The 26,225-nt window shown below is 33.3% G+C and carries 24 protein-coding genes and 1 rRNA gene; 12 read left to right on the forward strand and 13 right to left on the reverse strand.

Annotated elements, in window-relative coordinates; genetic code table 11:
- The first annotated feature begins 27 nt into the window (after window positions 1-27).
- Window positions 28-137 (forward strand): 5S ribosomal RNA (gene rrf / locus ACYSNX_RS07380).
- Window positions 138-506: 369 nt separating this feature from the next.
- Here the strand turns inward: rrf and ACYSNX_RS07385 are convergent.
- From ACYSNX_RS07385 to ACYSNX_RS07395, 3 genes are all read right to left on the reverse strand, one after another.
- The gene (locus ACYSNX_RS07385) at window positions 507-2,498 is read right to left on the reverse strand and encodes a heavy metal translocating P-type ATPase (protein ID WP_461754041.1); all 1,992 of its coding nucleotides are present in this window, start codon (window positions 2,496-2,498) and stop codon (window positions 507-509) included.
- A 90-nt stretch (window positions 2,499-2,588) separates the two neighbouring features.
- On the reverse strand, window positions 2,589-3,911 hold the full coding sequence (locus ACYSNX_RS07390; protein WP_461754042.1) for an MATE family efflux transporter: 1,323 nt from the start codon (window positions 3,909-3,911) through the stop codon (window positions 2,589-2,591).
- A gap of 108 nt (window positions 3,912-4,019) precedes the next feature.
- The gene (locus tag ACYSNX_RS07395; RefSeq protein WP_461754043.1) at window positions 4,020-4,721 is read right to left on the reverse strand and encodes an OmpW/AlkL family protein; all 702 of its coding nucleotides are present in this window, start codon (window positions 4,719-4,721) and stop codon (window positions 4,020-4,022) included.
- Between the two features lie 170 nt (window positions 4,722-4,891).
- Here ACYSNX_RS07395 and ACYSNX_RS07400 point away from each other — a divergent pair, with 170 nt between their 5' ends.
- Window positions 4,892-5,248, forward strand: a complete 357-nt coding sequence (locus ACYSNX_RS07400) for a CoA-binding protein (protein WP_461754044.1) — start codon at window positions 4,892-4,894, stop codon at window positions 5,246-5,248.
- Here ACYSNX_RS07400 and ACYSNX_RS07405 read toward each other — a convergent pair.
- Window positions 5,219-6,727, reverse strand: a complete 1,509-nt coding sequence (locus ACYSNX_RS07405; protein ID WP_461754045.1) for a sodium:solute symporter — start codon at window positions 6,725-6,727, stop codon at window positions 5,219-5,221. The two genes, ACYSNX_RS07400 and ACYSNX_RS07405, sit on opposite strands and share 30 nt — an antisense overlap.
- Before the next feature lie 150 nt (window positions 6,728-6,877).
- Between ACYSNX_RS07405 and recR the strand changes: the two genes are divergently transcribed.
- The 3 genes from recR (at window position 6,878) to feoB (ending at window position 10,067) form a co-directional block, all read left to right on the forward strand.
- Window positions 6,878-7,498 carry a recombination mediator RecR gene (gene recR / locus ACYSNX_RS07410; RefSeq protein ID WP_461754046.1) on the forward strand — a complete coding sequence of 207 codons (621 nt, stop codon included), beginning with the start codon at window positions 6,878-6,880 and terminating at the stop codon, window positions 7,496-7,498.
- 138 nt (window positions 7,499-7,636) lie between these two features.
- A complete protein-coding gene (locus ACYSNX_RS07415) occupies window positions 7,637-7,870 on the forward strand; it encodes a FeoA family protein (protein ID WP_461754047.1) in 234 nt (77 codons plus the stop codon).
- Window positions 7,871-7,892: 22 nt separating this feature from the next.
- Entirely contained in the window at window positions 7,893-10,067 is a 2,175-nt protein-coding gene (gene feoB, locus ACYSNX_RS07420; RefSeq protein WP_461754048.1) for a ferrous iron transport protein B, read from the forward strand.
- A gap of 38 nt (window positions 10,068-10,105) precedes the next feature.
- Here feoB and ACYSNX_RS07425 read toward each other — a convergent pair whose 3' ends face one another.
- The 7 genes from ACYSNX_RS07425 to ACYSNX_RS07455 all read right to left on the reverse strand — a co-directional run bounded on the left by ACYSNX_RS07425 (window position 10,106) and on the right by ACYSNX_RS07455 (window position 17,411).
- A complete protein-coding gene (locus ACYSNX_RS07425) occupies window positions 10,106-10,768 on the reverse strand; it encodes a SanA/YdcF family protein (RefSeq protein ID WP_461754049.1) in 663 nt (220 codons plus the stop codon).
- 40 nt (window positions 10,769-10,808) lie between these two features.
- Entirely contained in the window at window positions 10,809-12,056 is a 1,248-nt protein-coding gene (locus ACYSNX_RS07430) for a DEAD/DEAH box helicase (protein ID WP_461754050.1), read from the reverse strand.
- A 111-nt stretch (window positions 12,057-12,167) separates the two neighbouring features.
- Window positions 12,168-14,294: a methylmalonyl-CoA mutase gene (gene scpA, locus ACYSNX_RS07435; protein ID WP_461754051.1), complete on the reverse strand. Its 2,127-nt coding sequence runs from the start codon at window positions 14,292-14,294 to the stop codon at window positions 12,168-12,170.
- A gap of 3 nt (window positions 14,295-14,297) precedes the next feature.
- A complete protein-coding gene (locus tag ACYSNX_RS07440) occupies window positions 14,298-15,668 on the reverse strand; it encodes a methylmalonyl-CoA mutase subunit beta (protein ID WP_461754052.1) in 1,371 nt (456 codons plus the stop codon).
- A gap of 18 nt (window positions 15,669-15,686) precedes the next feature.
- Window positions 15,687-16,013: an FtsB family cell division protein gene (locus tag ACYSNX_RS07445; RefSeq protein ID WP_461754053.1), complete on the reverse strand. Its 327-nt coding sequence runs from the start codon at window positions 16,011-16,013 to the stop codon at window positions 15,687-15,689.
- 20 nt (window positions 16,014-16,033) lie between these two features.
- Window positions 16,034-16,642 (reverse strand): uridine kinase, encoded by a 609-nt coding sequence (gene udk / locus ACYSNX_RS07450; protein WP_461754054.1) that lies wholly within the window; start codon window positions 16,640-16,642, stop codon window positions 16,034-16,036.
- Window positions 16,643-17,231: 589 nt separating this feature from the next.
- A complete protein-coding gene (locus ACYSNX_RS07455; protein WP_461754055.1) occupies window positions 17,232-17,411 on the reverse strand; it encodes a hypothetical protein in 180 nt (59 codons plus the stop codon).
- A 465-nt stretch (window positions 17,412-17,876) separates the two neighbouring features.
- Here ACYSNX_RS07455 and ACYSNX_RS07460 point away from each other — a divergent pair, with 465 nt between their 5' ends.
- From ACYSNX_RS07460 to ACYSNX_RS07475, 4 genes are all read left to right on the forward strand, one after another.
- On the forward strand, window positions 17,877-18,698 hold the full coding sequence (locus ACYSNX_RS07460; protein WP_461754056.1) for a siderophore-interacting protein: 822 nt from the start codon (window positions 17,877-17,879) through the stop codon (window positions 18,696-18,698).
- Between the two features lie 485 nt (window positions 18,699-19,183).
- A complete protein-coding gene (locus ACYSNX_RS07465) occupies window positions 19,184-20,503 on the forward strand; it encodes an aspartate kinase (RefSeq protein ID WP_461754057.1) in 1,320 nt (439 codons plus the stop codon).
- A gap of 4 nt (window positions 20,504-20,507) precedes the next feature.
- Window positions 20,508-21,668: a diaminopimelate decarboxylase gene (gene lysA / locus ACYSNX_RS07470; protein WP_461754058.1), complete on the forward strand. Its 1,161-nt coding sequence runs from the start codon at window positions 20,508-20,510 to the stop codon at window positions 21,666-21,668.
- A 97-nt stretch (window positions 21,669-21,765) separates the two neighbouring features.
- Window positions 21,766-22,011: a hypothetical protein gene (locus tag ACYSNX_RS07475; protein ID WP_461754059.1), complete on the forward strand. Its 246-nt coding sequence runs from the start codon at window positions 21,766-21,768 to the stop codon at window positions 22,009-22,011.
- A gap of 45 nt (window positions 22,012-22,056) precedes the next feature.
- Here ACYSNX_RS07475 and ACYSNX_RS07480 read toward each other — a convergent pair whose 3' ends face one another.
- Both ACYSNX_RS07480 and ACYSNX_RS07485 read right to left on the reverse strand, forming a co-directional pair.
- Window positions 22,057-22,530: a hypothetical protein gene (locus tag ACYSNX_RS07480; protein WP_461754060.1), complete on the reverse strand. Its 474-nt coding sequence runs from the start codon at window positions 22,528-22,530 to the stop codon at window positions 22,057-22,059.
- A 132-nt stretch (window positions 22,531-22,662) separates the two neighbouring features.
- A complete protein-coding gene (locus ACYSNX_RS07485) occupies window positions 22,663-24,033 on the reverse strand; it encodes a porin (RefSeq protein ID WP_461754061.1) in 1,371 nt (456 codons plus the stop codon).
- Between the two features lie 121 nt (window positions 24,034-24,154).
- Between ACYSNX_RS07485 and prmA the strand changes: the two genes are divergently transcribed.
- From prmA to ACYSNX_RS07500, 3 genes are all read left to right on the forward strand, one after another.
- Entirely contained in the window at window positions 24,155-24,988 is an 834-nt protein-coding gene (gene prmA, locus ACYSNX_RS07490; RefSeq protein WP_461754062.1) for a 50S ribosomal protein L11 methyltransferase, read from the forward strand.
- A gap of 16 nt (window positions 24,989-25,004) precedes the next feature.
- Window positions 25,005-25,280, forward strand: a complete 276-nt coding sequence (locus tag ACYSNX_RS07495) for an ATP-dependent Clp protease adaptor ClpS (protein ID WP_461754063.1) — start codon at window positions 25,005-25,007, stop codon at window positions 25,278-25,280.
- 145 nt (window positions 25,281-25,425) lie between these two features.
- Window positions 25,426-26,178: a hypothetical protein gene (locus ACYSNX_RS07500; protein WP_461754064.1), complete on the forward strand. Its 753-nt coding sequence runs from the start codon at window positions 25,426-25,428 to the stop codon at window positions 26,176-26,178.
- Window positions 26,179-26,225 lie beyond the last annotated feature (47 nt).

Genomic DNA, 26,225 nt, shown 5'->3' on the forward strand with positions numbered 1-26,225 from the left:
GTTATCCTAAAGTGATGACAACCGATTTAGGGTGGTTATTGCAGCGGGGCTCACCTCTTCCCATTTCGAACAGAGAAGTTAAGCCCGCTTGCGCAGATGGTACTGCTAACCAGTGGGAGAGTATGACGCCGCCCTTCTTTTATAAAATCCTCAACATGTTTATGTTGGGGATTTTTTTTTGGAGTAAACTCAAGTAGATACACTCCATAATGAGGATTTTAGTATTACAGTGGGTTAGGAGTTTTATAATCGACATTGGGATGAATTAAGGTATTAGCAAGGATGATAATTTGTAATCACTAATAGGGTTAAACAAGTGCTAGCTTTGTGCTTGGTACACTAGAGTAAGCATATGGATCGCACCGGACTATACTTTAGCTATATAATGGCAGATTTAAGGGGAATTAAGACCTTTATAAGATATACTTAATATCTTTTATATAAGATAAAAAAACGCAACATTAAGAATTTAATGCTGCGTCTTAAAATTTGGCTAATCTTCTATTTTATAATTTTGAAGAATCTATATGTTGTATTCTAACTGAATTTAGAATCGCTATAATGGAAACACCTACATCGGCGAAAATAGCCTCCCATAGGTTAGCTTGTCCAAAAGCTCCCAGGATTAGTACTAATAGTTTAATACCAATGGCTAAAGAAATGTTTTGTATTACAATTTTTCGCGTTCTTTTAGCGATTTTAATAGATAATGGGATTCTACTAGGTTGATCGTTTTGTATTACGATATCAGCTGTTTCTATGGCTGCGTCACTTCCTAATCCTCCCATAGCAATACCTGCGTCGGATAGTGCAATAACAGGGGCATCATTAATTCCATCTCCAGTAAAGGCGATTTTATGGCCTAACTCTTTTAGCCTTTCAACGTGTCTTACTTTATCATCTGGTAGTAAGTCTCCGAATGCTTGGTCAATTTGTAGTTCTTTTGCTACCTTATTTACAATGGAGGTTTTATCTCCACTTAGCATTACAGTGAGAATTCCCATCTCTTTTAGCTTTTGAATTGCCTGGAAAGAGTCAGGTTTTATTTTATCAGCAATAGTAATATATCCTGCGTAATTATCCTCTATAGCAACAATAACAATTGTCTCTACAATTTCATGAATTTCGTTAGGGTAAGCAATAGAAAACTTATCTAGTAATTTTGCGTTTCCTACTAATACTCTTTTACCATTTACATTTCCTTGTAGTCCATGGCCTGCTATTTCAGATATATTTTCTACTTGTAGCTCTTTGTTAGGAAGGTTTTCCTTTACATATTGGGTGATAGCTGATGCGATAGGATGGGTGGAGTGCTGTTCAATTGCCGCAGTATACAAAAGTAGATCTTCCTCAGATACCTCATTAGGTTGTATTTGTTGTACACTAAATACCCCTTGAGTTAATGTTCCTGTCTTATCCATTACTACAGTATCTACCGTTGTCATAACGTCTAGGTAGTTACTCCCTTTAAATAGTACTCCATTTCTTGAAGCTAGTCCTATTCCACCAAAGTATCCTAAGGGTACAGAGATAACTAGTGCACAAGGACAAGAAATTACCAAGAATACAAGTCCTCTATATAACCAGTCATTAAAGACATAATCAACAAAAATAAACTTAGGGATAATTACAATTAGTGCTGCAAGAAGCACAACAATAGGGGTATATATTTTAGCAAATCGAGTTATAAAAAGTTGTGTTTTAGATTTTTTAGATGTTGCATCTTGGATCATGTAAAGGATTTGGGATAGCTTGGTATCTTCAAATTTAGCAGTTACTCGTATTTCACATACCGTATTTAAATTAATCATACCTGCTAAAACACTTTGTCCTTCTTGTTTGGTATCTGGTTTACTTTCTCCGGTTAGAGCTGCAGTATTAAAAGACGAATTTTTAGTAAGTAAAATACCATCTAAAGGTACTTTTTCTCCTACTTTAACACGTATAATTTCTCCTACCCCGATTTGTTTAGGATCGATTTCAATGGCCTTTCCCTCTCGAATAACCGTTGCAATATCGGAGCGAACATCTAATAGGGCTTGAATACTTTTTTTAGCTCTATTGGCTGCAGCTTCCTGAAATAATTCACCTACGTAGTAGAATAACATTACAGCTACACCTTCTGAATATTGGCCTATAGCAAAAGCACCAATGGTAGCGATACTCATAAGGAAGAATTCATTGAAAACCTCTCCATTTAGAATAAAGTTGTAAGCATTCTTTAATACGCCAAAACCTACAATTAAATAAGCTACTAAATACCATGCAAATTGAAATACACCTGTAAAGAAGCTTAGTTGTAGATGCTCCATCACAGCACCGGCGATAATTAAGAGTAAACATACAATAGCAAGTGAAAAATCTTTTAGGGTTAAGCTATGGACTTCTTGGCTATTTAAGTCAATGGTATCATGGTCATGGTTATGTCCTTTGTGGTCTACATTGGAATTTGCATGATTGTGTTTCACATTGTTTTTAGCATTATCTGACTGGCACATAGTATTATTATTTATGTTAATCACTCAAAGTTAAGAAAGTAAATTAGCATTTAATAGTACTTAAGTGTATTTGCAACACTGTTGCAAAGGCTAGTTATTTACATATGTTTTCTTAAATATATAGATTACTGGGAAAGTTCTTAAACACATCCAAACAGCAAAAGCTAGCCAAATACTGTACATCTGAAGTCCGAAATAATCTGCTATAAGTAAAGTAGGTATATACCCTAAGAAAGTTGCCATCATTAGATTATTACGCAAGAATTTGGCATCCCCTAAGCCTTTATAGACACCATCAAAAATATAAGCCAATGCATTAATGGGCTGCATAAGTAAAACAATCCAAAATACAGAGGTGAAGATAATGTTCACTTGTGGGTCACTATTGAAAATTAGGCCTATGTCTTGGTAGAACACTGCGCAGACTGCTACTAGAATAAGGGATATGATGATGGAGTATTTACTAATATCTTTAATCATTTTCCACATAGCTGTAAAATTTCTTTCTCCCAATAAACGTCCTGATATCGCATTTCCTGCACTAGCATAACCGTCGATAAAGAAAGAGAAGAAAAGCCATATGTTCATTAAAATACTTTGTGCAGCTATAAAATCTTTACCATAGCCAGTGGCGTATTTACTGGCCATATAAAGAGTAATATTTAAAGTAGCAGTTCTTAAAATGAAATTAAAGCTCATGATAATTAGTGGCTTTAAGGCAGGATTGAGCTTTTTCCTAACCTTAAGGCTAAAGGGTGTATATTTTAAGAAGTAATATAGGGCCATAGCTAACATAACCCCTTGTGCAATAACACTGGCATAGGCTGCTCCCATAATATGTAAAGCTGGGAAATAGCCTTCTATACCAAAGACAAAAATATAATCTAAAACAATATTTAATACAGCTCCTACCAGGCTACATTTCATAGCCCAAATAGTATTTTGTAAACCTCTAAATACCCCGTATAAAGCGAAAGTGATTAAAGTAAGTGGGAAACCCCATGCTCTAACCAAATAGTATTGTTTTGCATAAGTAAGAATCAAACCAGTTGCTTTGTAGGCAACGAATATTTCGTGTACAAAGTAGGTAGTGATTATAAATAAAAATACACTTAAGATAAAATTAAATAAGATAGCCTGCGGCACTAGAGTTTTTACTGCAAACAATCTTTTTTTACCTAAATGTTGGGATACAGTTGCTGAAATGGAGGTTTTGGTTTGGGCAACAACCCAAATAATAGCCGATAAAAAGGAACCAACAAGACCAACAGCAGCTAAAGCCTCCACTGAGTTATGTTTTAAATTACCAACCATTGCAATGTCGGTAAGAGATAGAATGGATTCAGAAATTCCTGCAAATATAGCTGGTATAGCTAGTTTATTAATGTCTTTAAAACTAATAGATTTGATCATTTTTGCCTTTTTTTAGCTGGGGGCAAAGGTCGGGCAAATAGCACATAAAAGCAAACTGCCCTAAGAAGGGCATTTTCTTAAGGCAGTTTTTTGATTTATGAGAAAAAATTAAAAGCGCATTCCTATACCAAATCCTATTAACATTGGATCTAGCTTCACTTTGGCTGGTATTGCTAATTCGCTACCAGGGGCAGCCGATGCTGGTAATAAATTGGTAGCGTCTACTGTTACGTTTGTTTTTAAGAATAATTTTTTAAAGTCAACGTTAATGAAAAATTTATCGGTAATGTCAATGTCAAAACCTAGTTGGTATCCCCATCCAAATTTATCTTCATATTTTACTTTTTGTGCAACACCATTTTTAACATCTAAGAACATAGTATAGTTAACACCCGCTCCTACGTAAGGTTTAAAGACCTTAGCAAAGGTATGGTGGTATTGGAACATTAATGTTGGAGGTAGTAAAAGTGCACTACCAAGATCTACATTTGCAGAAGACGGTCCTTCAATTGCACTTAAGTTAGAACCTAATGTTTGAACGGAGTGTCTAGATACTCCTAGGATTAATTCGGCTGCAAAATGTTCTGTGAAGAAGTAGGTAAAGTCTAGTTCAGGGATGAAATTGTTATCTGCATCTATTTGACCTCCTATAATACCTATGTCCGCTTTATTATGGGGAAATACCCCAACACCTCTTAATCTCATTTGCCATTTGTAATCTTGCTTTTTAAAGTTTTGAGATTCATGGGCAAATACACCTGTAGTACTTAATAATACTACTGCTAAAAATGAAAGTAGTAATTTCTTCATAGTGTTTAATTTTAAATTTTATTTAAATTTACGAGCTAAACTATGTTAATTAACCTATTTTAACTAAATATTATGTATATATACTTAAAACTACTGAGATAATAGTATTTTTAAATAGAGTTGATTAAAAAGCCGTAAATTTAGTAGAATCAATACTAAAAAAATAAATCATGAATGTAGTAGTTATAGGAGCTTCTTTGAAACCAGAAAGATATTCCAACCAAGCCATTTGTTTACTTAAACAATATCACCATAATGTGTATGCCTATGGACCAAGATCAGGTAGTGTTTGCCAGGTTAATATAGATACAGAATTAAACAAATACAAAGACATCCATACCGTTACAATGTATATTAACCCTAACGCTCAGATGGAACTCTACCAATATATTATTTCCTTACAGCCCAAACGAGTGCTCTTTAATCCAGGAACAGAAAATCCAGAGTTTTATGCTTTACTTAAAGAAAATGGAATCAATTACGAAGAGGGTTGTACTTTAGTTTTGCTCAGAACTAATCAATTTTAAAGGTTTGCTTATAGCAAGTAGTAGTAAAACAGTTAGAAGAGCATTAACAATGATAAGCTCTACATCAAAGGTATAGTTTTGTAATAACCAATAAGAATTAACTTGTATCCACCAAGTTAATAATGGAGTGATCATACAAATGTAAGGTACCCATTTGTCTTTTATACTTCTGTTTTTGAAGAGTATAGCATAAGAGAAGAGGCCCAATAGCGGTCCATATGTATAAGTAGCAATCTTAAAAATCATACTTACAATAGAGGCGTCATTAATTTGGTTGAAAACAATAATAACTATAAACATTAGAAAGCAAAAACCTAGGTGAATTAGTTTTCTTTGGGTGACTAATTTTTTGGTAGGCTCTTTTTCATCCATGGATAAAAAGTCAATACAAAAAGAGGTGGTTAAAGCAGTTAAAGCGGAATCTGTTGTAGCGAAAGTAGCAGCTGTTAAACCTAATAGGAAAATTACAGCTGGTACAATGGCAAAGTACTCAAAGGCAATTAAAGGAAAAAGTAGATCTGTTCGAGGCGCATTGGTAATAGGATCGATGGGTATTTGTATAGAATTAGATGATGCATAAATATATAGTAATGCTCCTACACTTAGAAAAAGTAGATTGATTACTAAGAAGATTGCTGTGAAGCTATACATGTTTTTCTGTGCCAGTTTTATATTAGCACAGCTTAAGTTTTTTTGCATAAGATCCTGATCAAGTCCTACCATGGCTAGGGTTACAAATATTCCTCCTAAAAATTGCTTTAAGAAATGGTATTTACTTGTCCAAAAATCCTCCCAGAAAAATATTTTAGAGTAATTACTTTCTTTAATACTCTCAAAGGCCTGAATTGGATTATACCCCATTTGCTTACAAATAAAGTATATAGTAAAGATAACCGAGGCAACTAAAAAGAAAGTTTGTAGAGTATCAGTTATAATAATGGTTTTTAAGCCTCCCTTATAGGTGTAGGCGTATATTAATAAAAGAGTTAGTAAAACCGTTGCAAAAAAAGGAATGTTATAATGATCAAATACAAACTTTTGCAATACAATTACCACTAGGTATAATCTAAATGACGACCCTATTGTTCTACTTATTAAAAAGATCATAGAGGCGCTTTTATAACTATAAAAGCCTAGTTTGTCTTGAATAAAAGTATAAATGGATATTAGGTTATATTTATAATACAAGGGCAAAAGAACTTTAGCAACCAGTATAAAACCTACTACGTTACCAAGTACAAATTGAAAGTATTTAAACTGTTCACCATTTATGGAGCCCACTTCTCCTGGTACAGAAATAAAAGTCACCCCTGATAATGCAGTACCAATCATCCCAAAGGCTACTAAATACCATTTGGAATTTTTATTAGCAATGAAAAATGCCTTATTTGAGCTATTGTTTTTACTGACTACTTGTGAAATAATTATCAAGATGGAAAAGTAAACCACCATTAGGCAAACAATAGTAAAGGGACTCATAGATAAAGGATTATAGGGTTATTAACCAAATGTAAAATATTAAAATAGTATTACAATTAAAAAGGGTGAAATTTTTATCTTCTTGTTAAACTCTTGGTTTTACCACGGGCTTTGTTTTTAAAAACTCTCGTATTTTAGTATATTTGCACCATGGAATTTCCTTCAAAATTATTAGAAAAAGCAGTAGACGAAATGTCGCAATTACCAGGGATTGGTAAAAGAACTGCGCTTCGATTAATGTTACATTTACTTAAACAACCCAGTGAACAATCCCTTCGGTTAGCTCAGAGTTTGGTTAAAATGCGCACGGATTTAATTTTCTGTGAGAGCTGTCATAACATTTCTGACCAACTAAGGTGTGATATTTGTAATAATGCAAGTAGAGACCACCAAACTATTTGCGTAGTGGAGGACATTAGAGATGTTATGGCTTTAGAAAACACCCAATCCTATAAGGGGGTTTATCATGTATTAGGTGGTAAAATCTCTCCTATTGATGGGATTGGACCAAGTCAACTTAAAATAAGTAGTCTTGTGGATAAAGTAAAACAAGGACAAGTAAAGGAAATCATTTTCGCTTTAAGCTCTACTATGGAAGGGGATACGACGAACTTCTATATTTTTAAACAAATAAAGGACTTTAATATTATTACCAGTACCATAGCAAGAGGTATTTCTGTTGGAGATGAATTACAATATGCTGATGAAGTTACTCTTGGAAGAAGTTTAATTCATAGGGTCCCATTTGAAAGTGCCTTTAAAAACATATAATACTGTCTTTAAAAGATCTTACAATGCCAATATTCATAAGAGTATTGGCATTTTTTTTTAAAAAAAAGTAATAATTATGACTAAATTAATTGTTAGGCGTATCTAATTTTGTATTTTTGTAACTCTAAAGTGAATGATATGACTTTATTAGATTTACATAAAGGACAAAAAGCTACTATTTTAGGGATAAATAAAAGTTGTCCTGTAGAAATTTTTCAGCGATTATTAGATTTGGGATTTGTCCACGGTGCTACTATAATTATTCATAGCATTAGTCCTTTAAATGATCCTATTGCTTATAGTATTTTTAATACTATTATTTCTCTAAGAAAACAGGATGCAAAATACATTGAAATACAAACTAAGAATTAAATTCTTTTCAAAATTTTAAATTATGGCTAAAACAGCCTGTGATATATGTGACTTAAACACTTCCTCCTCTTTAAAAAAAATGGGAGGGGATAATGTGAAAGTAGATTTTACTATTGCCTTAGCAGGAAACCCTAATACGGGAAAAAGTACTGTTTTTAATGCTTTAACTGGTTTAAAGCAACACACGGGGAATTGGCCAGGGAAGACAGTAACTAGTCAAATTGGCCATTTTAAATTCGGGGAAGATTATTTTAGCATAGTAGATTTACCTGGGACGTATTCCTTACTTTCTACCTCTGAAGACGAACAAGTGGCTAGAGATTTTATTTTATTCTCTAAGCCTGATGTAACGATTGTTGTTGTAGATGCTAGTAGATTGGATAGACATTTATCTTTAGCTTTACAAATTAGACAAATCACCTCCAAGGTAGTTGTCTGTGTAAACCTTATGGACGAGGCTAAAAGACATGGTATAGAAATTGACTTAAGAGGACTTTCTAAGGATTTAGGAGTTCCTGTTGTTGCTACTTCTGCTAGGAGTAAAGTAGGGATTACTGAATTACTTCAAGCCATTGAAAGTGTAGCTCACCAAAGAAATCCACAAGTGGCAGGCAATATAAAATTAGTTGAAGGAAAAACTAATGGGCCAATAGATGTTATTGGTAAGCAACTATCAGATCTAGAACCTAATTTACCTAGTGTTTCTTGGATTGCAATGCGTTTGATCCAACAAGATAAAAGTATAGAGCAAGCACTGCTTTCAAAGGAACTTTCCACAACTATAAATCAAGATAATTTAGCTCCAATTTTACAACAAGCTAAGAGGTACCATGAAGATTTAGCAATGGATTTTGCTCAAACATTAGCAGAGGGTATCTTTTCCCAAGTCAGTAAGATTGTTGGTCAAAGGGTAGATTCTCCAGATAGGGCTAGGGCTTTCAAATTTGATAGAGCCATGGATAGTATTGTTACTAGTAAGCGATTTGGTTTTCCAATTATGCTTTTAATTTTAGGAGTGGTGCTTTGGTTAACTATTATTGGATCTAATTATCCATCTAGCGCCCTTTCTTTCTTATTGGTGGATAAAGGATATTTTTGGTTAAAACACTTTGGAGAATTCTTACATTTACCTTGGTGGCTAAGCGGTATTCTTATTGATGGAATTTATTTATGCACTGCTTGGGTGACAGCAGTTATGTTACCACCTATGGCTATATTCTTTCCTTTATTTACTTTATTAGAGGATTTTGGGTATTTACCAAGGGTAGCATTTAACTTAGATCGTTTATTTAAAGGTTCAGGTGCCCATGGAAAACAAGCTCTAACTATGAGTATGGGATTTGGATGTAATGCAGCAGGTGTGGTGTCAACTCGTATTATAAATTCCCCTAGGGAAAAATTGATCGCTATTATCACCAATAATTTTTCGTTGTGTAATGGTAGGTGGCCTACGCAAATTTTAATGGCTACTATTTTTATAGGGGCTTTAGTTCCTACTTATCTAAGGGGAGTAATCTCCACTTTTGCCGTGGTAGGTGTAGTAGTGTTGGGGATTTGTTTTACTTTTTTTAGTTCTTGGCTATTATCTAGAACACTATTAAAAGGGGAAGCTTCCTTTTTTACTTTAGAATTACCACCTTATCGTCCACCATTGTTTTTACAAACCATTTATACTTCCTTAATTGACCGTACCCTAATTGTTTTAGGTAGAGCACTTTTATTTGCTGCTCCAGCTGGTGCAATTATTTGGCTAATATCCAATGTGAGTATTGAGGGACAAAGTATTGCTTTACATACTATTTTTGCCTTAGAGCCAGTTGGTCTGTTACTTGGATTAAATGGAGTAATTCTATTAGCTTATATTGTTGCAATACCTGCCAACGAAATCGTAATTCCAACTATATTAATGCTAACAGCGATGGTATTAGGGGATAGTGTGGTTTCTCACCAAGCTGGTGTAATGTTCGAAACAGGGGATTCAGAAATTGCTAGTATTTTACAATTAGCAGGATGGACTACTTTAACTGGAGTGAATTTGATGCTTTTTAGTTTATTGCACAATCCATGTAGTACAACCATTTATACCATCTATAAAGAAACAAATAGTATCAAATGGACTTTTGTAGCTTCTGTTCTACCTATAGTTTTTGGGGTTATACTATGTTTGATAACAACTCAAATATGGCATTTGTTTTAAATTTATAAAAAAAAAGAGGTCTACAAGACCTCTTTTTTTTATGGAATAATTATTTTATGTCCTAGAAACTTTGGTTTTTTTCCAAAGAATTGATCAAGTAGTACCTTTACTTTAGCCAGCTTCTCTCGAAGTATGGTCTTATAGCCAAAGGAAGAGTTAACATCTTTAGCGTTATAGCCAATTGCATTTAGGCCTAAGTACTTTGCGATATATACTGCTCGTTGATTGTGAAACGCTTGACTAATAATAGTAAAAGAGTTTTGATCAAAAATAGCATTAGTACGATATACCGAGTCTAGGGTACGGAAACCTGCATAATCTAAAAATATATTTTCTTGAGGCACCCCTAGAGCTACTAAATCATTTTTCATATCCAAAGGTTCGTTATAATTGGAAACACTATTATCTCCGCTTACAAGGATGTATTGAATTTTCTGGTGCTTAAAAAGTTCATAAGCCGCTACTATTCGTTTAGTAAAATAAGGATTGTCCATACCATTGGATAGTTTTTTAGACGTACCTAATACAAGGCCTACCTTATTAGATGGGATTTTATCTATATCATCGTAGATATAGTCAAAGGCATTATATGTGACGTAAAAATTTGCCAACCAAATACTAAGAAAAAGGACAGTAAAGCTTATAATTAAAAAGCGTAGGGTCTGAAAAATTCTCTTTTTTATATGTTTGCTGCATTTCATTACTATAAAGAATACTTTTTATTATTTTTAAACAGGCTTCTTAATACCAACGCTTTTTATTCTTTTTAGCGTTGCTTGATTTTCTAGATTTATTTTTACTAGTTGTTTGTTCCGCAGCCCCTTGTGTATTTTTAGTTTGTTTTTCCTGTTTTGGTTTTTCGACAAAAGGGTGATCTAAAATTTGTTTTGGCTGTGATCTTGTAAATTTTACAATATCTTGCCAATACATCTTTTCCGAATTATCACAAAAAGAGATAGCTAAACCTTCTTGGTTTGCTCTACCTGTCCTACCTATACGGTGTACAAAGGTTTCTGGTATATTAGGTAAATCAAAATTAATTACAATAGGTAAATTATCAATATCAATTCCCCTAGCGGCTATATCAGTGGCAATAAGAACTGGAATTTTCTTTTCCTTAAATAAATCCAATGCCTCTTGACGTGCACTTTGGGATTTATCTCCATGGAAGCTTACTGCTTGTACTCCTTGTTTTTCTAAATAAGTAACAAGTAAATCAGCCCCTTGCTTTGTTCTTGTAAATACAAGTACATCCTTTAATTTTTGGTTTCTAATTAAGTGATATAATAACTTCTTCTTATTAGATTTTGCTGTAAAATAAACCTGTTGTTTTACTGTTTTTGCCAAAGAAGATATTGGATCTACGCTTACATATTCTGGTTTTTGTAAAAACTCATGAGCTAATTCACGCACCTGTAATGGCATAGTAGCCGAGAACAGTAAAGTTTGTCGGTTAGAAGGAGTCAATGCGATGATTTTTTTCACATCGTCAATAAATCCCATATCTAACATTAAATCTGCCTCATCTAAAACTAAAAAGTGAAGGTGATCTAAATTTAAGTGTTTCTGTTTGTATAAATCTAATAATCTTCCGGGTGTACCAATGATAATATCTGCTCCTTTTTGAAGTTGTTCAATTTGAGGCTTTATACTCATCCCACCATAAAGTAAAATAGAAGTGATATTGGTGTATTTTGCGTACTTTTCGAAGTTATCACCAATTTGCTGAGCTAGCTCTCTAGTTGGTGTTACAATCAAAACTTTGGCGTTTTTGGATCTTTTTGTATTGCCAATTTTATGAAGATAGTGTATAATAGGCATAGCAAATGCAGCTGTCTTCCCTGTACCTGTTTGTGCACAAGCTATAACATCTTTTTCCTGTAAAATAAGGGGAATAGCTTTTTGCTGTATAGCAGTAGGCTCTTTATATCCCAGCTCAGTAACAGCTTTTAAGATGTTCTTGTTTAATTGTAAGTCTTCGAAATTCATATTATCTTCTATTTTAGTACAAAGGTAGGTCTTTTTGAACAAAACAGGTATAGTAAAGCCTCGGTTTAAAAAAAAACCACTCTTTTCAGGGAGTGGTTTTATTGGTATAATCTATTCGTTGTCTAATAATATTTCAAGCATAACACTAGCGGCCTCACTGATTTTAGTTCCTGGGCCAAATACTGCTACTGCGCCTGCATCAAATAAAAACTGGTAATCTTGGGCTGGGATAACTCCACCAACAACTACCATAATGTCTTCTCTACCATATTTCTTTAATTCTTCAATTACCTGAGGAACTAAAGTTTTATGACCTGCAGCTAAAGAAGAAACTCCAAGAGCGTGTACATCATTTTCAATGGCTTGTTTTGCTGCTTCACTTGGGGTTTGAAATAAAGGACCTATGTCCACATCAAATCCTACATCTGCATATCCTGTTGCTACAACTTTAGCTCCACGGTCATGACCGTCTTGCCCCATTTTTGCAATCATAATGCGAGGTCTTCTTCCTTCTTTTTGAGCAAATTCATTTGCTAAACGACAAGCTTTTTCGAAGCTTTTATCTTGTTTTATTTCTTTGCTATACACTCCAGAGATAGATTGGATTTGTGCTTTAAAACGGCCAAACTCTGCTTGTAGCGCATCACTAATCTCCCCTAAGGTAGCTCTGTGTTGTGCTGCAACTACAGCTAGTTCTAAAAGGTTTCCTTGTCCCGTTTTTGCACAAAGGGTTAATGCTTGTAGAGCTAAAGATACTGCTTTATTATCTCTTGTAGCTTTTATTTGCTCAATAGATTTAATTTGCTGGTCTCTTACTGTTTGATTATCTACCTCTAAAATATGGAGTGGATCTTCTTTTTCTAAACGGTATTTATTTACTCCAACAATAGTATCTTGACCGCTGTCAATTCTTGCTTGTTTTCTAGCAGCAGCTTCTTCGATACGCAATTTTGGTATTCCAGCCTCAATTGCTTTTGTCATACCTCCTAGATTTTCTACCTCTTGGATTAAATCCCAAGCTTTTCGGGCAATGTCCTGAGTTAGGGATTCTACATAGTAGCTACCTGCCCAAGGATCTACTGTTTTACAAATTTTTGTTTCTTCTTGTAAATAGATTTGAGTATTACGTGCGATTCTTGCTGAGAAGTCTGTTGGTAAAGCAATTGCCTCATCTAAGGCATTAGTATGTAAAGACTGGGTTCCTCCAAATGCTGCAGCACATGCTTCGATAGCAGTTCTAGCAACATTATTAAAAGGATCTTGTTCGGTTAAACTCCATCCTGAAGTTTGACAGTGGGTACGAAGTGCTAGGGATTTAGCATTCTTTGGCTGGAATTGTTTTAAAAGTTTAGCCCAAAGCATTCTAGCAGCTCTTAATTTGGCAACTTCCATAAAATGGTTCATTCCAATAGCCCAGAAAAAGGAAAGTCTAGGAGCGAAATCATCGATTTTCATTCCTGCATTTAATCCTGTTCTAATGTATTCTAAACCATCAGCTAAGGTGTAAGCCAATTCTAAGTCTGCTGTTGCACCTGCTTCTTGCATATGGTAACCACTTATGGAAATAGAATTGAACTTAGGCATTTTCTCACTGGTATAAGAGAAAATGTCCGCTATGATTTTCATAGAAGGAGTAGGGGGATAGATATAGGTATTTCTAACCATAAACTCCTTTAAAATATCGTTTTGTATAGTTCCTGATAGGTCTTTTATATCCACACCTTGTTCCATTGCAGCTACAATATAAAAAGCCATAATAGGTAAAACAGCTCCATTCATTGTCATAGATACAGACATTTGATCTAATGGTATTTGATCAAATAATACTTTCATATCCTCAACACTATCGATAGCTACACCTGCTTTTCCAACATCACCAACCACACGTGGGTGATCCGAGTCATAGCCTCGGTGAGTAGCTAGGTCAAAGGCTACAGATAATCCTTTTTGTCCAGCAGCTAAATTACGTCTGTAAAAAGCATTACTTTCTGTTGCAGTGGAAAACCCAGCATATTGACGAATAGTCCAAGGACGTATTACATACATAGTGGAATAAGGTCCTCTAAGATTAGGAGCTATTCCTGCTGCAAAACCTATATGTTCGACATTTTCAATATCCTCTTTAGTATAGGTTGGTTTAATATCAATTCCTTCTGCAGTTGTAAAAACACTTTGTTCTTTATTTTGTACACCCTCTAAAGGAGGTATAGCTAAATTTTGTAAGTCTTTTCTTTTCATCTCCTAACTGTTTTTATTTTTCTCTAGCTCTAATCTATCCTTCTCATATTGTTGAGCTAAGCGCTTTTCAATAATTGGAATAATTAGGGTTTTTCTAGGATTTTGTTTAACAAAAGGATATAACTCTAAGTCATCACTCATAAAATCATTGGCATTCGGATATTTATTACTACCTAATAAAACCTCTTTGCCTTGTTCAAATAACTCTTGCTCTTTATTGGCATTTTGAGTTATTTCCTTTTGGATAACCCCTTGAATAAGCAAAGTGATTAATCCATCATTTCTTTCCATTTTTTTAAAGTGATCTAATGCTTTTTGCGCAATTTGAGCAGTAAGGTATTCTATATAATAGGCACCTTCACAAGGATTGTTTACGGCATTAAAATAACTTTCTTGTTTTAGAATTAAAAGCTGATTGCGAGCAATTCTATCGGAAAATTCATTTTCTTTATGATAAATAGCATCATAGGCAAGGTTGCTAACATAATCAGCACCTCCTAAGATTGCACTCATAGATTCTGTAGTTGTTCGAAGTAAGTTAACATTATAATCGTATAATGTTTTGTTACGCTTACTTGGAATAGCCATAATTTTAAAATCAATGGCACTATTGAATTCTTTACCCACTATATCTAAAAGCATTCTTAAAGCTCTTAGTTTAGCGATTTCAAAAAAGTAATTCGATCCTACGCTTACTTGAATAAAAATAGTAGAGCTATAGGATTTTACGCGGTGTAAATATTCGCTTACTTGGGCTAAGGCATAACTAACTTGTTGTACAATATTAGCTCCTGCATTTTGATGTAAAGAAGTATTTACTCCTATGTAAATATTATCATTAGAAGCAATAGCTTCATTTAGTTGTTCGAAATCATTAGTTAAATTAGAAAACCAGTTACCTTGCTCTTGTAATTGCTTTAAAGGATCTAAGATAATCTGGATATCATAGTTTTTTTGCTTAGCGAACTGGGATAAATCTTTTATGTAATCTAACTCTAAGAAATTAAAGTTAAATAAGTACTTAGCCTCTTTAGGTAAATGCTCTAAAAGGGTTTTAGCCTCTATTTGAGCATTATCAATAGTAAAATGTACTATTTCTGCACCTTTTTCAAGTACTTGTTGCGTTTTTTCAATAGTTTTAGATACATCAAAAACATAAATTTGCTGTACAATAGCAAATTCTGTGCTTTGAGTTGGTATTGGAAGTGGATTATTATCTACATCATTTTGGTAAAAAGGGCGAACCTTAATATCCTCTAGGGATTCCCAAACTAAGGTTTGGTTGTATTCGGCTCCTTTTAAATCAAATTGAATAAGGTTTTTCCACTCCTTTGAAGATACCTTAGGGAAATCTTCAAAAAGTTCATTATTCATAGTTTTTTGGTTGTTGGGTTATTTTTGGGGTAATGAGTCAAATTCAATGATGAATATATCTTCATTATCTCTTTTCATATAATATTTTTCTCTAGCATATTTTTCCGTTGCATCTCCACTTCTAAGGCCTTTAATAGCTTGCTTGTCTTTTCGAATTTCATTTTCGAAATAAGCTTTATTGCCCTGTAATTTTTTAATTTCCTTGTCGATATGTCTATGCTCTAGTAAAGAATAAGTATCAAAGATTAGTATCCATAGTAAGAACAAAAACAGCGATAAAATCCACAATAGGGTCCATCTGTTTTTTAAAAAACTAAACTTATTTGAAATACCGTTGTTCTGCATCTATTTTTTGTACAAAAGGATTAACTTATTTTTTCATTGATTACAGTTCGAACTACATCAATTGCTACAGTGTTATAAGTGTCATAAGGAATAATAATATCAGCGTAGGCTTTTGATGGTTCAATGAATTGTTCATGCATTGGTTTTAAAGTGTTTTGGTAACGATCTAAAACCTCTGTCATATCTCTTCCTCTTTCGGCTATATCTCTTTTTAATCGACGAATTAGTCTTTCATCTGAGTCCGCATGTACAAAGATTTTAATATCACACATATCTCTTAACATTGGATTTGTAAGTATTAAAATACCCTCTACAATCATCACTTTTCTAGGATGAGTTAATACATAATCTTGTGTTCTATTATGCTTAACAAAAGAATAAACAGGCTGGTTAACACTATTGCCTTGTTTTAACTCTTGTAGATGTTGCACAAGAAGATCGAAATCAATTGATCTTGGATGGTCAAAATTAATTAATTGTCTTTCTTCCAAAGATAAGTTATCCGTTGCTTTATAGTAAGAGTCTTGAGATATAATTCCTACTTCAGTATGGGGTAACTCTGTCATTATTTGATGAACTACGGTAGTTTTACCACTACCAGTTCCTCCTGCGATTCCGATAATTAGCATATAGTATTTTATTTTTAGCAAAAATAAAGATTAATCTAGCATTGCTTGTTTTTTTTTTCTTAAAATACTCGTTAAACTCTACTTACTAAAGTATTTATCAAGTGGTTTTAAGCAAATCTTGCAATTCTATTTTAATTAAGCAAGATAAAGATTATTTTTTGTTGTGTTCTAATAAATATACAGGCTAAGCAAAATTGTTTGATATTGTTTTTTAATACACCTCTTGTACTTCCTAGCCCATTACAAGTTAGAGGATATATCCCTTTTTACTGGATTACTACCAGGAGTTAAATAATGGGATAGAGGGATTATATAGTAAGGCAAAGAGTCCTTACTACTATTCTTATCAAAAGATGGATTATCACAGGTTCTTAAAAGCGATGAATTCCGGAAATGACTTTAAATAGCAGTAGCCATAAAAGGGGTAGGTATAATAGTTGTTTGTTTTCTGAACAAAGTACCTCGCTTACTTATTAAGGGCTAAGTTGTGTGTGACTATTTTAGTGTAATCTTCCTGTATACAAGGAGTAAAGGGATTCACTGCTTGTGCAAGCCAGCCAATGTTTTGATTAGAAGTACAACTTATGACTTAGGCTTTTAAGATTATATTTTGAGTGTCTTGTGCATATTTTGTTTGTAACCCTGTAGTTGTTATATATCCATCAGAGGCGTATGACCTTAAATAGAGAATTCCACCTATAGTAACTATTTTAGTTTCTATGTAATTCTTATCTTCTAGATTATATTTTCTGGTATGTTCGACAAACATAGTGTTTAACTGTTTAGGGGTGCGTAACAATTTTGCATTAAGAGTAAAGTCCTTATTTAAATCTTTCGTGTCACTAAACCTAAACATGTTATTTCAAGTTCTACAAAGGAATTGTCAGTAGGTAAGTTCTTTTTTAGCACAGTATCTCTTACAAAGGTGTAGCTAAAACAAAAAGATAACAACATCAGAAGTGTAAACCCTTTTCTCATAAGAAGGAATGCTAAAAGTTGTTACCTACAGATAATATATTTTTTGGTAAAGAAATAATTATAAATCAGTTATTTTTATTCTTCTGTTTTTCTTGTTTGAATTAAAGCTACAATTGCTAGGTGAAAAGGGCAAAGTAGTCTTCTTTATTGTTCTACTAGGAGAAGTGCTTTACCTAAAGTTAATTAGTTGTTTTGAATAAGACTAAATAATTATAATTCCTTATATTTGTCTTTCATGACCATAAAGTAAGTAGTAATGAAAGCAAATACTAGTAGAAAGATATTCACTTTAGTGAACAGACAATATATCACTCCTCATTATATTCGATTAACCTTAACCCATCCAGAGGTAGATCAATTTAAAGAAACAACTATAGGAGTCAACAACAAAATATTTTTAGCTCCAAAAGGATGCTCCACTATAGAGTTTGGCCAGATGGATCCACAGACTAAAAAAGTAGTACACCAAGATCCTTCCAAAGCAGCTATCATGAGAACTTATACTCATAGAGGGATCGACTTGGATAAAAAAGAGATTATAATTGACTTTGTTGCTCATGGTAGTGATTCACCAGCTTCTGATTTTGCTATCAATGCTCCAATTGGTGCACCTTTAGGTGTAGCTATGGGGGTAGTAAAGAAAGAATTATATCCACAAGCAAAGTGGTATGTGCTGGCAGGTGATGCAACTGCCATTCCAGTTTTAGGGGCGATTTTAGAGAGTTTACCATCTAATGTGCAAGCAGATGTTATCCTTGAGGTAGAATCTTTAGAGGATATACAGACTTTAAATTACCAATGTCAAGCAGAAGTTACTTGGCTTATTAATCCTACACCAGGGGTAAATACCCAATTAATCCAAAAAGTGAAGGATATTGTTGACAATAAAAATCATCAAGAAAGTAAATTTGGCTATTTAGCTAGTGAAATGCAAAGTATAAAAGCTCTAAGGCATTATTTTAGAAAAGAAAAGGGTTGGTCATCAAATGAGCTTTACGCATACTCTTATTGGAAATATGGTAACGCCGAAACAGATTCTGTTTTACAACGAAGAGAAGAAAAAAATTCTATAGAATAGATTTTTCACCGATTATTATTTGTAAAAGTGTCGTTATAAAAGGTCGCTTTAGTACTTAAATATTTTAAGTATTTAGGAAAATTGGCCAAAATGGCTTTTGGTGTTTTGCTAAAAAACTGAAGTATCTTTGCTTTTATTTTGTCGAAAATCAATATTAATGGGAGTAATTGTAACAATTATACAATGGCTTGTGATTTTTGAAAATAATTTATTTTAAGAAAAGGTTTGTTTTTTAAAATAAGTAGCTATATTTGTAATCAATAATAATAAGAAAAAAACAATCATGTTTGTATCTATAATGAAGAAGGGGAAGAAGGTGAACTTACGTCAAATGTCGTGAGCAGTTTCTCTATAGATATACGAAAAATATAGTAAGGGACTTGTCATCACGACAGGTCCCTTTTTTATTACACTACTTTTTTATATAGACGCAGGAATGGTTGTAAATAAAAATTAAAAAGAAAAAATAATCAATTAATTAATTTATGAAAGTTTTAAAATTTGGAGGAACCTCCGTAGGAACCCCACAACGCATGGAGCAATTGTTAACTATTATCGAGTCGCAGCCAAGTGATGCACACTTAGTAGTATTATCCGCTGTTTCTGGAACAACGAATGCTTTGGAAGAAATTGCTCAGTTGTATTTAAATCAGCAAAAAAAACAAGCTCACCAAGCTATTGATGTTTTATATGAGAAATATAAGACTTTCATAAAGGAATTATTTACTACAGAAAATGCCTTAGAGCACGGTCAAGCTATAATTGATAAGCATTTTAACCTATTGTATGAATTAGGTAACGATATCTTTACTAAAATAGAGCAAAGAATTACCTTAGCTCAAGGAGAGTTACTTTCTACTACTTTATTTCATTGCCATTTGCAAGAAAAAAATGTAAAGTCTGTTTTATTACCGGCTTTAGACTTTATGAGAATGGATCAGGAAAACGAGCCAGATGTAGATTTTATACAAACTAATGCAAAACTAACTTTGGATAAATACCCACAAGACACTCTTTTTATCACACAAGGATACATTTGTAGAAATGCTTTTGGGGAGGTAGATAACCTGCGTAGAGGAGGATCGGATTATACTGCTTCTTTATTAGGAGCTGTTTTACAAGCAGAGGAAATCCAAATCTGGACGGATATTGATGGATTCCATAATAATGATCCTAGATTTGTTCAAAATACAAAACCATTATCTCATTTGAGTTTTGATGAAGCAGCGGAGTTGGCTTATTTTGGAGCTAAAATCTTACATCCTCAAAGTGTTTTCCCAGCTAAAAGGTTCAATGTTCCAGTACGACTATTAGATACTATGGAGCTTACTGCAAAAGGAACCTTGATTTCTTCTCAAAGTCAAAGTGAGGATCAAATCGTTGCTATTGCTGCTAAAGATGGTATTACTGCTATTCGAATTAACTCTTCACGAATGTTACTGGCATACGGATTTTTAAGAAGAGTATTCGAAGTTTTTGAACGTTATAAAACACCTATTGATATGATTACTACCTCTGAGGTGGCTGTATCTTTAACTATTGATGATACAACTAACTTAGATAAAATAATCAAAGAATTAGAGAATTTTGGGACTGTAGAATTAGATCATGACCAATCTATTGTATGTATTGTTGGGGATTTCAGAAGAAATACACATGGACACGCTACAATAGTTTCTGAGGCAGTGAAACACATTCCAATTCGTATGATCTCTTATGGAGGTAGCGAACACAACATTTCTATCTTAGTACCTACTACTTATAAAGTAGAAGCTTTAAGATCTTTACACAACCGTTTATTTTAAAAAAATGAAAAATAATTTCGATAATTTACAAAACCATTCTACTCCTTTCTACTATTATGATTTGCCTTTATTAAGACAAACAGTAAAAGAGGTAAAAAACCAAGCCGATAAATATAACTACCATGTTCATTATGCGGTTAAGGCCAATAATAATCCTGTTATTTTACAAACTATTGCTTCTTTTGGTTTAGGGGCAGATTGCGTTAGTGGTAAAGAAATTGAATTAGCCATTGAAAATGGCTTTAAAGCCGATGAGGTTGTATTTGCTGGAGTTGGTAAAACAGATAAAGAAATTACTACTGCTTTAAATAAAAATATTTTAGCCTTTAACGTAGAATCCGTTGCTGAATTAAAGGTAATTGGAGAAATTGCAAGTAAATTGGGGGTTAAGGCAAATATAGCTTTGCGTATTAATCCTAACGTAGATGCTAAAACTCACCATTATATTACCACTGGGTTAGACGAAAATAAATTTGGGATTATGGCCCATGAACTAGATAATTGTTTAGATATTTTCACTAATAATTCGCAAAGTTTAAATTTTGTGGGATTACATTTTCACGTGGGATCTCAGATAACGGATTTAGATGTGTTTAGAAATTTATGTGTAAAAGTAAACCAGTGGAATGCCTTTTTTATCGATAAAGGAATTACAGTACCTATTTTAAATTTAGGAGGAGGATTAGGTATTAATTATGCAGAACCGGATAAAGAGCCAATTGTAGACTTTTCTTCTTTCTTTGGTTTATTTAATGAGTTCTTGGAGATAGAGAAAACACAAGAGGTACACTTTGAATTAGGACGTTGTATTGTTGGGAATTGTGGAAGTCTTATCTCACGAGTACTTTATATTAAAAATGGAGTAAATAAGAATTTCGCTATTTTAGATGCAGGTATGACAGAGCTTTTACGACCTGCTTTATACCAAGCTGTACATAAAGTAGAGAAAATAACTAATAGTTTAGACACCAAGGAGCAAGAACTAGTTCGTTATGATGTAGTTGGACCAATTTGCGAGAGTAGTGATTGTTTTGGTAAGGATATCGCTTTGCCTTTATTACACAGAGGTGATATGCTTGCTATTCGTTCAGCTGGAGCCTACGGAGAGGTAATGTCTTCTCGTTATAACCTAAGAGAGGAATTAAATTTTGTTTTTAAAGATTAAATAACCCCTAGGTAAGACAGAATTTAAAATAGTTTACTATTTTTACAGTAGCTAGTTCAACAATGGTACTAGATGTTGAAAAATAAAAAGATATAAAATGAAATTAGGAGACATTGATATTGCTGGAGAAATAATTGATTTAAATTTCCAATTACTAAGAACACAGATTCTTTTAGAAGAAGTTTTAAAACACAATGCAGATACATTGAAATTACCTTCTCAAGAAGCAATGGCAGAAATTAATGAATTCGCTCTAAAGTCGATTCAAAAGAAATTTCCAAATATGAATATTGCTCGTAAAGATGATCAAATTCAAAGTGAGCCTTCTACGGATGTAAACTAAAAAATAAAACGCCAAATAGATTATCTATTTGGCGTTTTATTTTATTTAAATGCAGTAATCTGCGCTCCATTCTTGTTGACCTCTATTTAAGCGGCATTGGTAACTTTCTCTTATTTTAGTAACCTTAAAGGTGTTGTCCTTCGACTTTACAAGTTCCATGATAATTCTTTTTGCACGAATAGCTGGGTGATTAACTTGATCTTCTAATAAAGAGATAGTAATGTTCTCAGGATCTAAGTTTATCTTTTTCCTTAGTACATATAAATACTCACTATTTGGAGTCTTGTCCTCTGGAGAATACTCTTGCATGATCTGAGCTTCCGAAATCAAGTTTTTCTCCTTGATTGCTTTATTCAAAGTAGCTATGCGATTAGAGCCAATTACTCTAAACTCTTTATCTTCTGCTGTTTGGTCAGTATCTAAGATAACATGATAATCTAACTTATTGTCATTTTTAGTACCGCATGAACTTACAAAGCAGCCTAGGACAAAAATAATTACCACTAAAATATTTTTCATAAATTAAAAAGTTATGTACTTGTTGCCAAAGGTACGAAAAGGGAATGTTGGTTTTTTAGTTAAATAGTGAAATTATTATTAAATCATAGTTAATTATATTTCGTAATTTAACGTGTAACAGGGTTTTGAGTATTAAATACCAATTTCTACTTGCATGCGTAAATACCAATTGTTTTTGGAAGGAGATGCAATATAGTCTAGTTTATCATAGGTAAGTTCTGCCTGTATTTTAAAGGCATGCTCCCAAATATATTTAGATACCCCAATGGTATATTCTGTAGTGTTTGGCAAGTTAAAATTATCTCTTAATACACTTTTCATATTTTGAGTAGAAACTCTTCCTATTAATGAATAGTGACTAGGGAACATATAACTTAATTCATAGTCTAATCCATGTCCTGCAAAAACATAGTTATAACTAGTAGTCCCATCTTGGTTAACGATAGAAGAAATAGGATCACTTAATTCTCTATTCATATATGCAACCATTGCCGCCCATCCATTATACTTTAAGATAGCATCGGATAAAACAGCCGTATAATTTTTAGGTGTGAACAAAGGGCTTCCTAGTTGTCCTTGGTTAAGATGAGATTGACTTGCGTAAGAAAACGTAGTCCCTAGCATTAATTTAGGGGTTATTTCTCTGGCTAAATCTCCCTCAAAAAAGGCTCCGTTCTTAGAGAAAGCTCCTAATGGATATAATTCTCCACGACCTGTTAAGGTATAACTGCTGGTTTTTTGTTTAGCAACAAAGTTTCTTCCTCTACCTGTACTTATGGCAGTTTTAATGGCATAACCAAATTTGTCCTTAGGTGTTCTTACATAATATGCTTGTAGACCAAAATCACGGTCTAAATTAAATTTAGAATTATTAATCGAACGATCCGTTAATTCCAAAGCTCCAGAAGAGTTGGTTCTTTGTCTGTTTCCTGGTAGTTTTGTTTGTCCAAAAATAATACTCCAGTAATTATTCGGCTTATAAGTAACAGCTGCATCACGGATAATATTAGGGTGTTGTCCAATTGTTGGGGTTCCCATATCACCAGGAGCAAAGGATAATTGAATAGCATATAGGAATTTTGGACTTCCAACATAACCATCAAATCGTAATCTTAATCTTTTAATCTGCGCATCATATTGTGCCTTTTCATCTTGATTAAAATAGCCAGTTACTCTATTTTGCATTCTAAAGCGAATGTTTAATTTAAAGATACTATCTTTTGATGTAATACCTAAACCACTACCATAGCTATAATACGGTAAATCTTCTAAATGAGTGTCTGAGATGTGATTAAAGAAAGAGTTTGTAGTCTTTTTTTGCTCATCTAGTTCTTGGGCTTGAAGTTCCATTTGCTTTTTTTGATCTTCAAATTGCTTTTGTAACTCGGTAACTTGTTTGGATAATTCCTGTAATTTGGCTTGCTGCTCTTGTAAAGAGGGCTTTTCTTGAGCAAATACTACCGTAGTGGCTAGTAGTATTAATGCCGTGTAAATATTTTTCATATAAATTAAATGTGTTGCATTGCAAAAATAGCATTAGTTTTGCAAAAAGCTATGAAGCGGCGTTTTATTTTAAAGCAAATTTATTGTCTTTTTATTGCAGTCATTTATAAAAAACACACACATGAAATATATAGGTTATCATTTTTCAATCCAACCAAAGGAATTAGGTAGTGAAATATTATTGGCAGAACTAGGCCAAACTGCCTTTGAAAGTTTTCAAGAAACTAGTATAGGATTAAGTGCTTATGTACAAGAGAGTTTGTGGACAAGTGATATCCTAGAGGGTATTTACATTTTAGACAATCCAGAGTTTTCTATTTCATGGGTAAAAGAAGATATTGCTCAAGTAAATTGGAATGCGGAATGGGAAAAGAACTTTGAACCAATTGATGTAGATTCTATTTGTTATGTGAGAGCTCCATTTCACGCCCCAAATAATAGTAAATACGATGTAGTTATCGAGCCAAAAATGAGTTTTGGAACAGGACACCATGAAACTACTTTTATGATGATTCGTCAGATTTTGAAAAATCCGATGCAAGATAAAGTGGTATTAGATATGGGATGTGGGACATCTATTCTGGGAATCTTAGCTAGTATGACAGGAGCAAAGAGTGTAGATGCTATTGATATTGATCCGTGGTGCTGTGAGAATTCTATCGAAAACGCACAACGCAACGGATGTAGTAATATCTTTGTAGCAGAGGGAGATGCTTCTATTTTAAGTAAGACACCAAAATACGATGCTATATTGGCCAACATTAATAGAAATATCTTATTAAACGATATGCATACTTATGTAGATTGTTTAAAGCAAAATGGAGAAATCTATTTTAGTGGATTCTATACCCAAGACATAGAAAGTATTGATCAATGTGCTAAAAATTTAGGACTTGTTTTACAAGACCAATTAGAAAGAAATAATTGGGTATCTTTGAAGTACATTAAACAGTAATAGAAAATTAATACAAATGAGTACACAGGAGCAAATCCAGTCGGATATACAGGTAGAGGAATTATTATCTGGTCAAAGTGAAATAATTCTTCACAATGATGATGTAAATACTTTTGATCATGTGATTGAGACTTTGATAAGGGTATGTGATCACACCCCAGAGCAAGCTGAGCAATGTGCTGTCTTAGTTCATTACAAAGGAAAGTGCACAGTTAAAACAGGAGAGTTTTCTGTTTTAAAACCTCAATGCCTACAACTCTTGGATGCTGGTTTAAGTGCAGAAATTCAATAATTCAATAATAACCAGGTCAACGCCTAGAAGTTATTATACCATATAGAGCCAATTCTTTTAAAGGATTGGCTTTTTTTGTCTTTTGTATTTTTTTATGTTAGCGGATAAGGGATTAAAATAGTATTTTTATCAGAAAAATAATCTTATGAGAAACGTGCTATATGTTTTAAGTGTTTTTGTCTTCAGCTTTTTTATGCAGTCTTGTCAATTAAAAGAGGAGATAAAAGTTAATAAAAAAGGAGAAATCGATTATACTTATTTAGTAGACTTTAGTGCTATGGTGGATATGATGGGACAAAGTGCGGTAGAGAAAATGGTCAGTGAAAGTAAAGATTTTTTTAATCAACCACCAGTTTCATTAGAACAAGTGTTAGCCTCTAAGGGGGCCGATGAAAAATCCAAAGAACAATTAGATAGTATTTATAAAGTACATCCTAACTTAAAACAATTGGCCAAAAAAGTAAAAATGAGTGCGGTAATGCAGGAAAATACCGGACAAATTTATTTTACTTTTAAAAGCGATAATTATAAACAACTTAACGAAGATATAAGGGATTTACAACAAATTTTTCAGGCTGATAATTCTGGGAATTCCCAAGGATCAGCTAATGATCAAATGTGGGTAACCACAGCAAGTGAGTACTTTTATAACCAAAAGAAATTTACTAGAAAGTTACCTACCCAGGCCGATCAGCAATTGAGTCAAGAGCTTTCTACAATGGGAAATATCAATATGATGGAATACCAGATAAAGATGAGTTTTGATCAAGTCATAAAAAGTGTTTCCTATCCTGAGGCAAGAATTAGCTCTGATGGAAAGAGTTTTACCCATATTTTTTCTTTACAACAAGTCTTTGAAAATCCGAAAGTGTTGGAATTTGAAGTAGAGTTTAAGTAAACTAAACTAAAATAAATAAGAGATAAAAAAACCGATGTAAGAATATA

Source organism: Myroides sp. LJL115 (assembly GCF_054871665.1).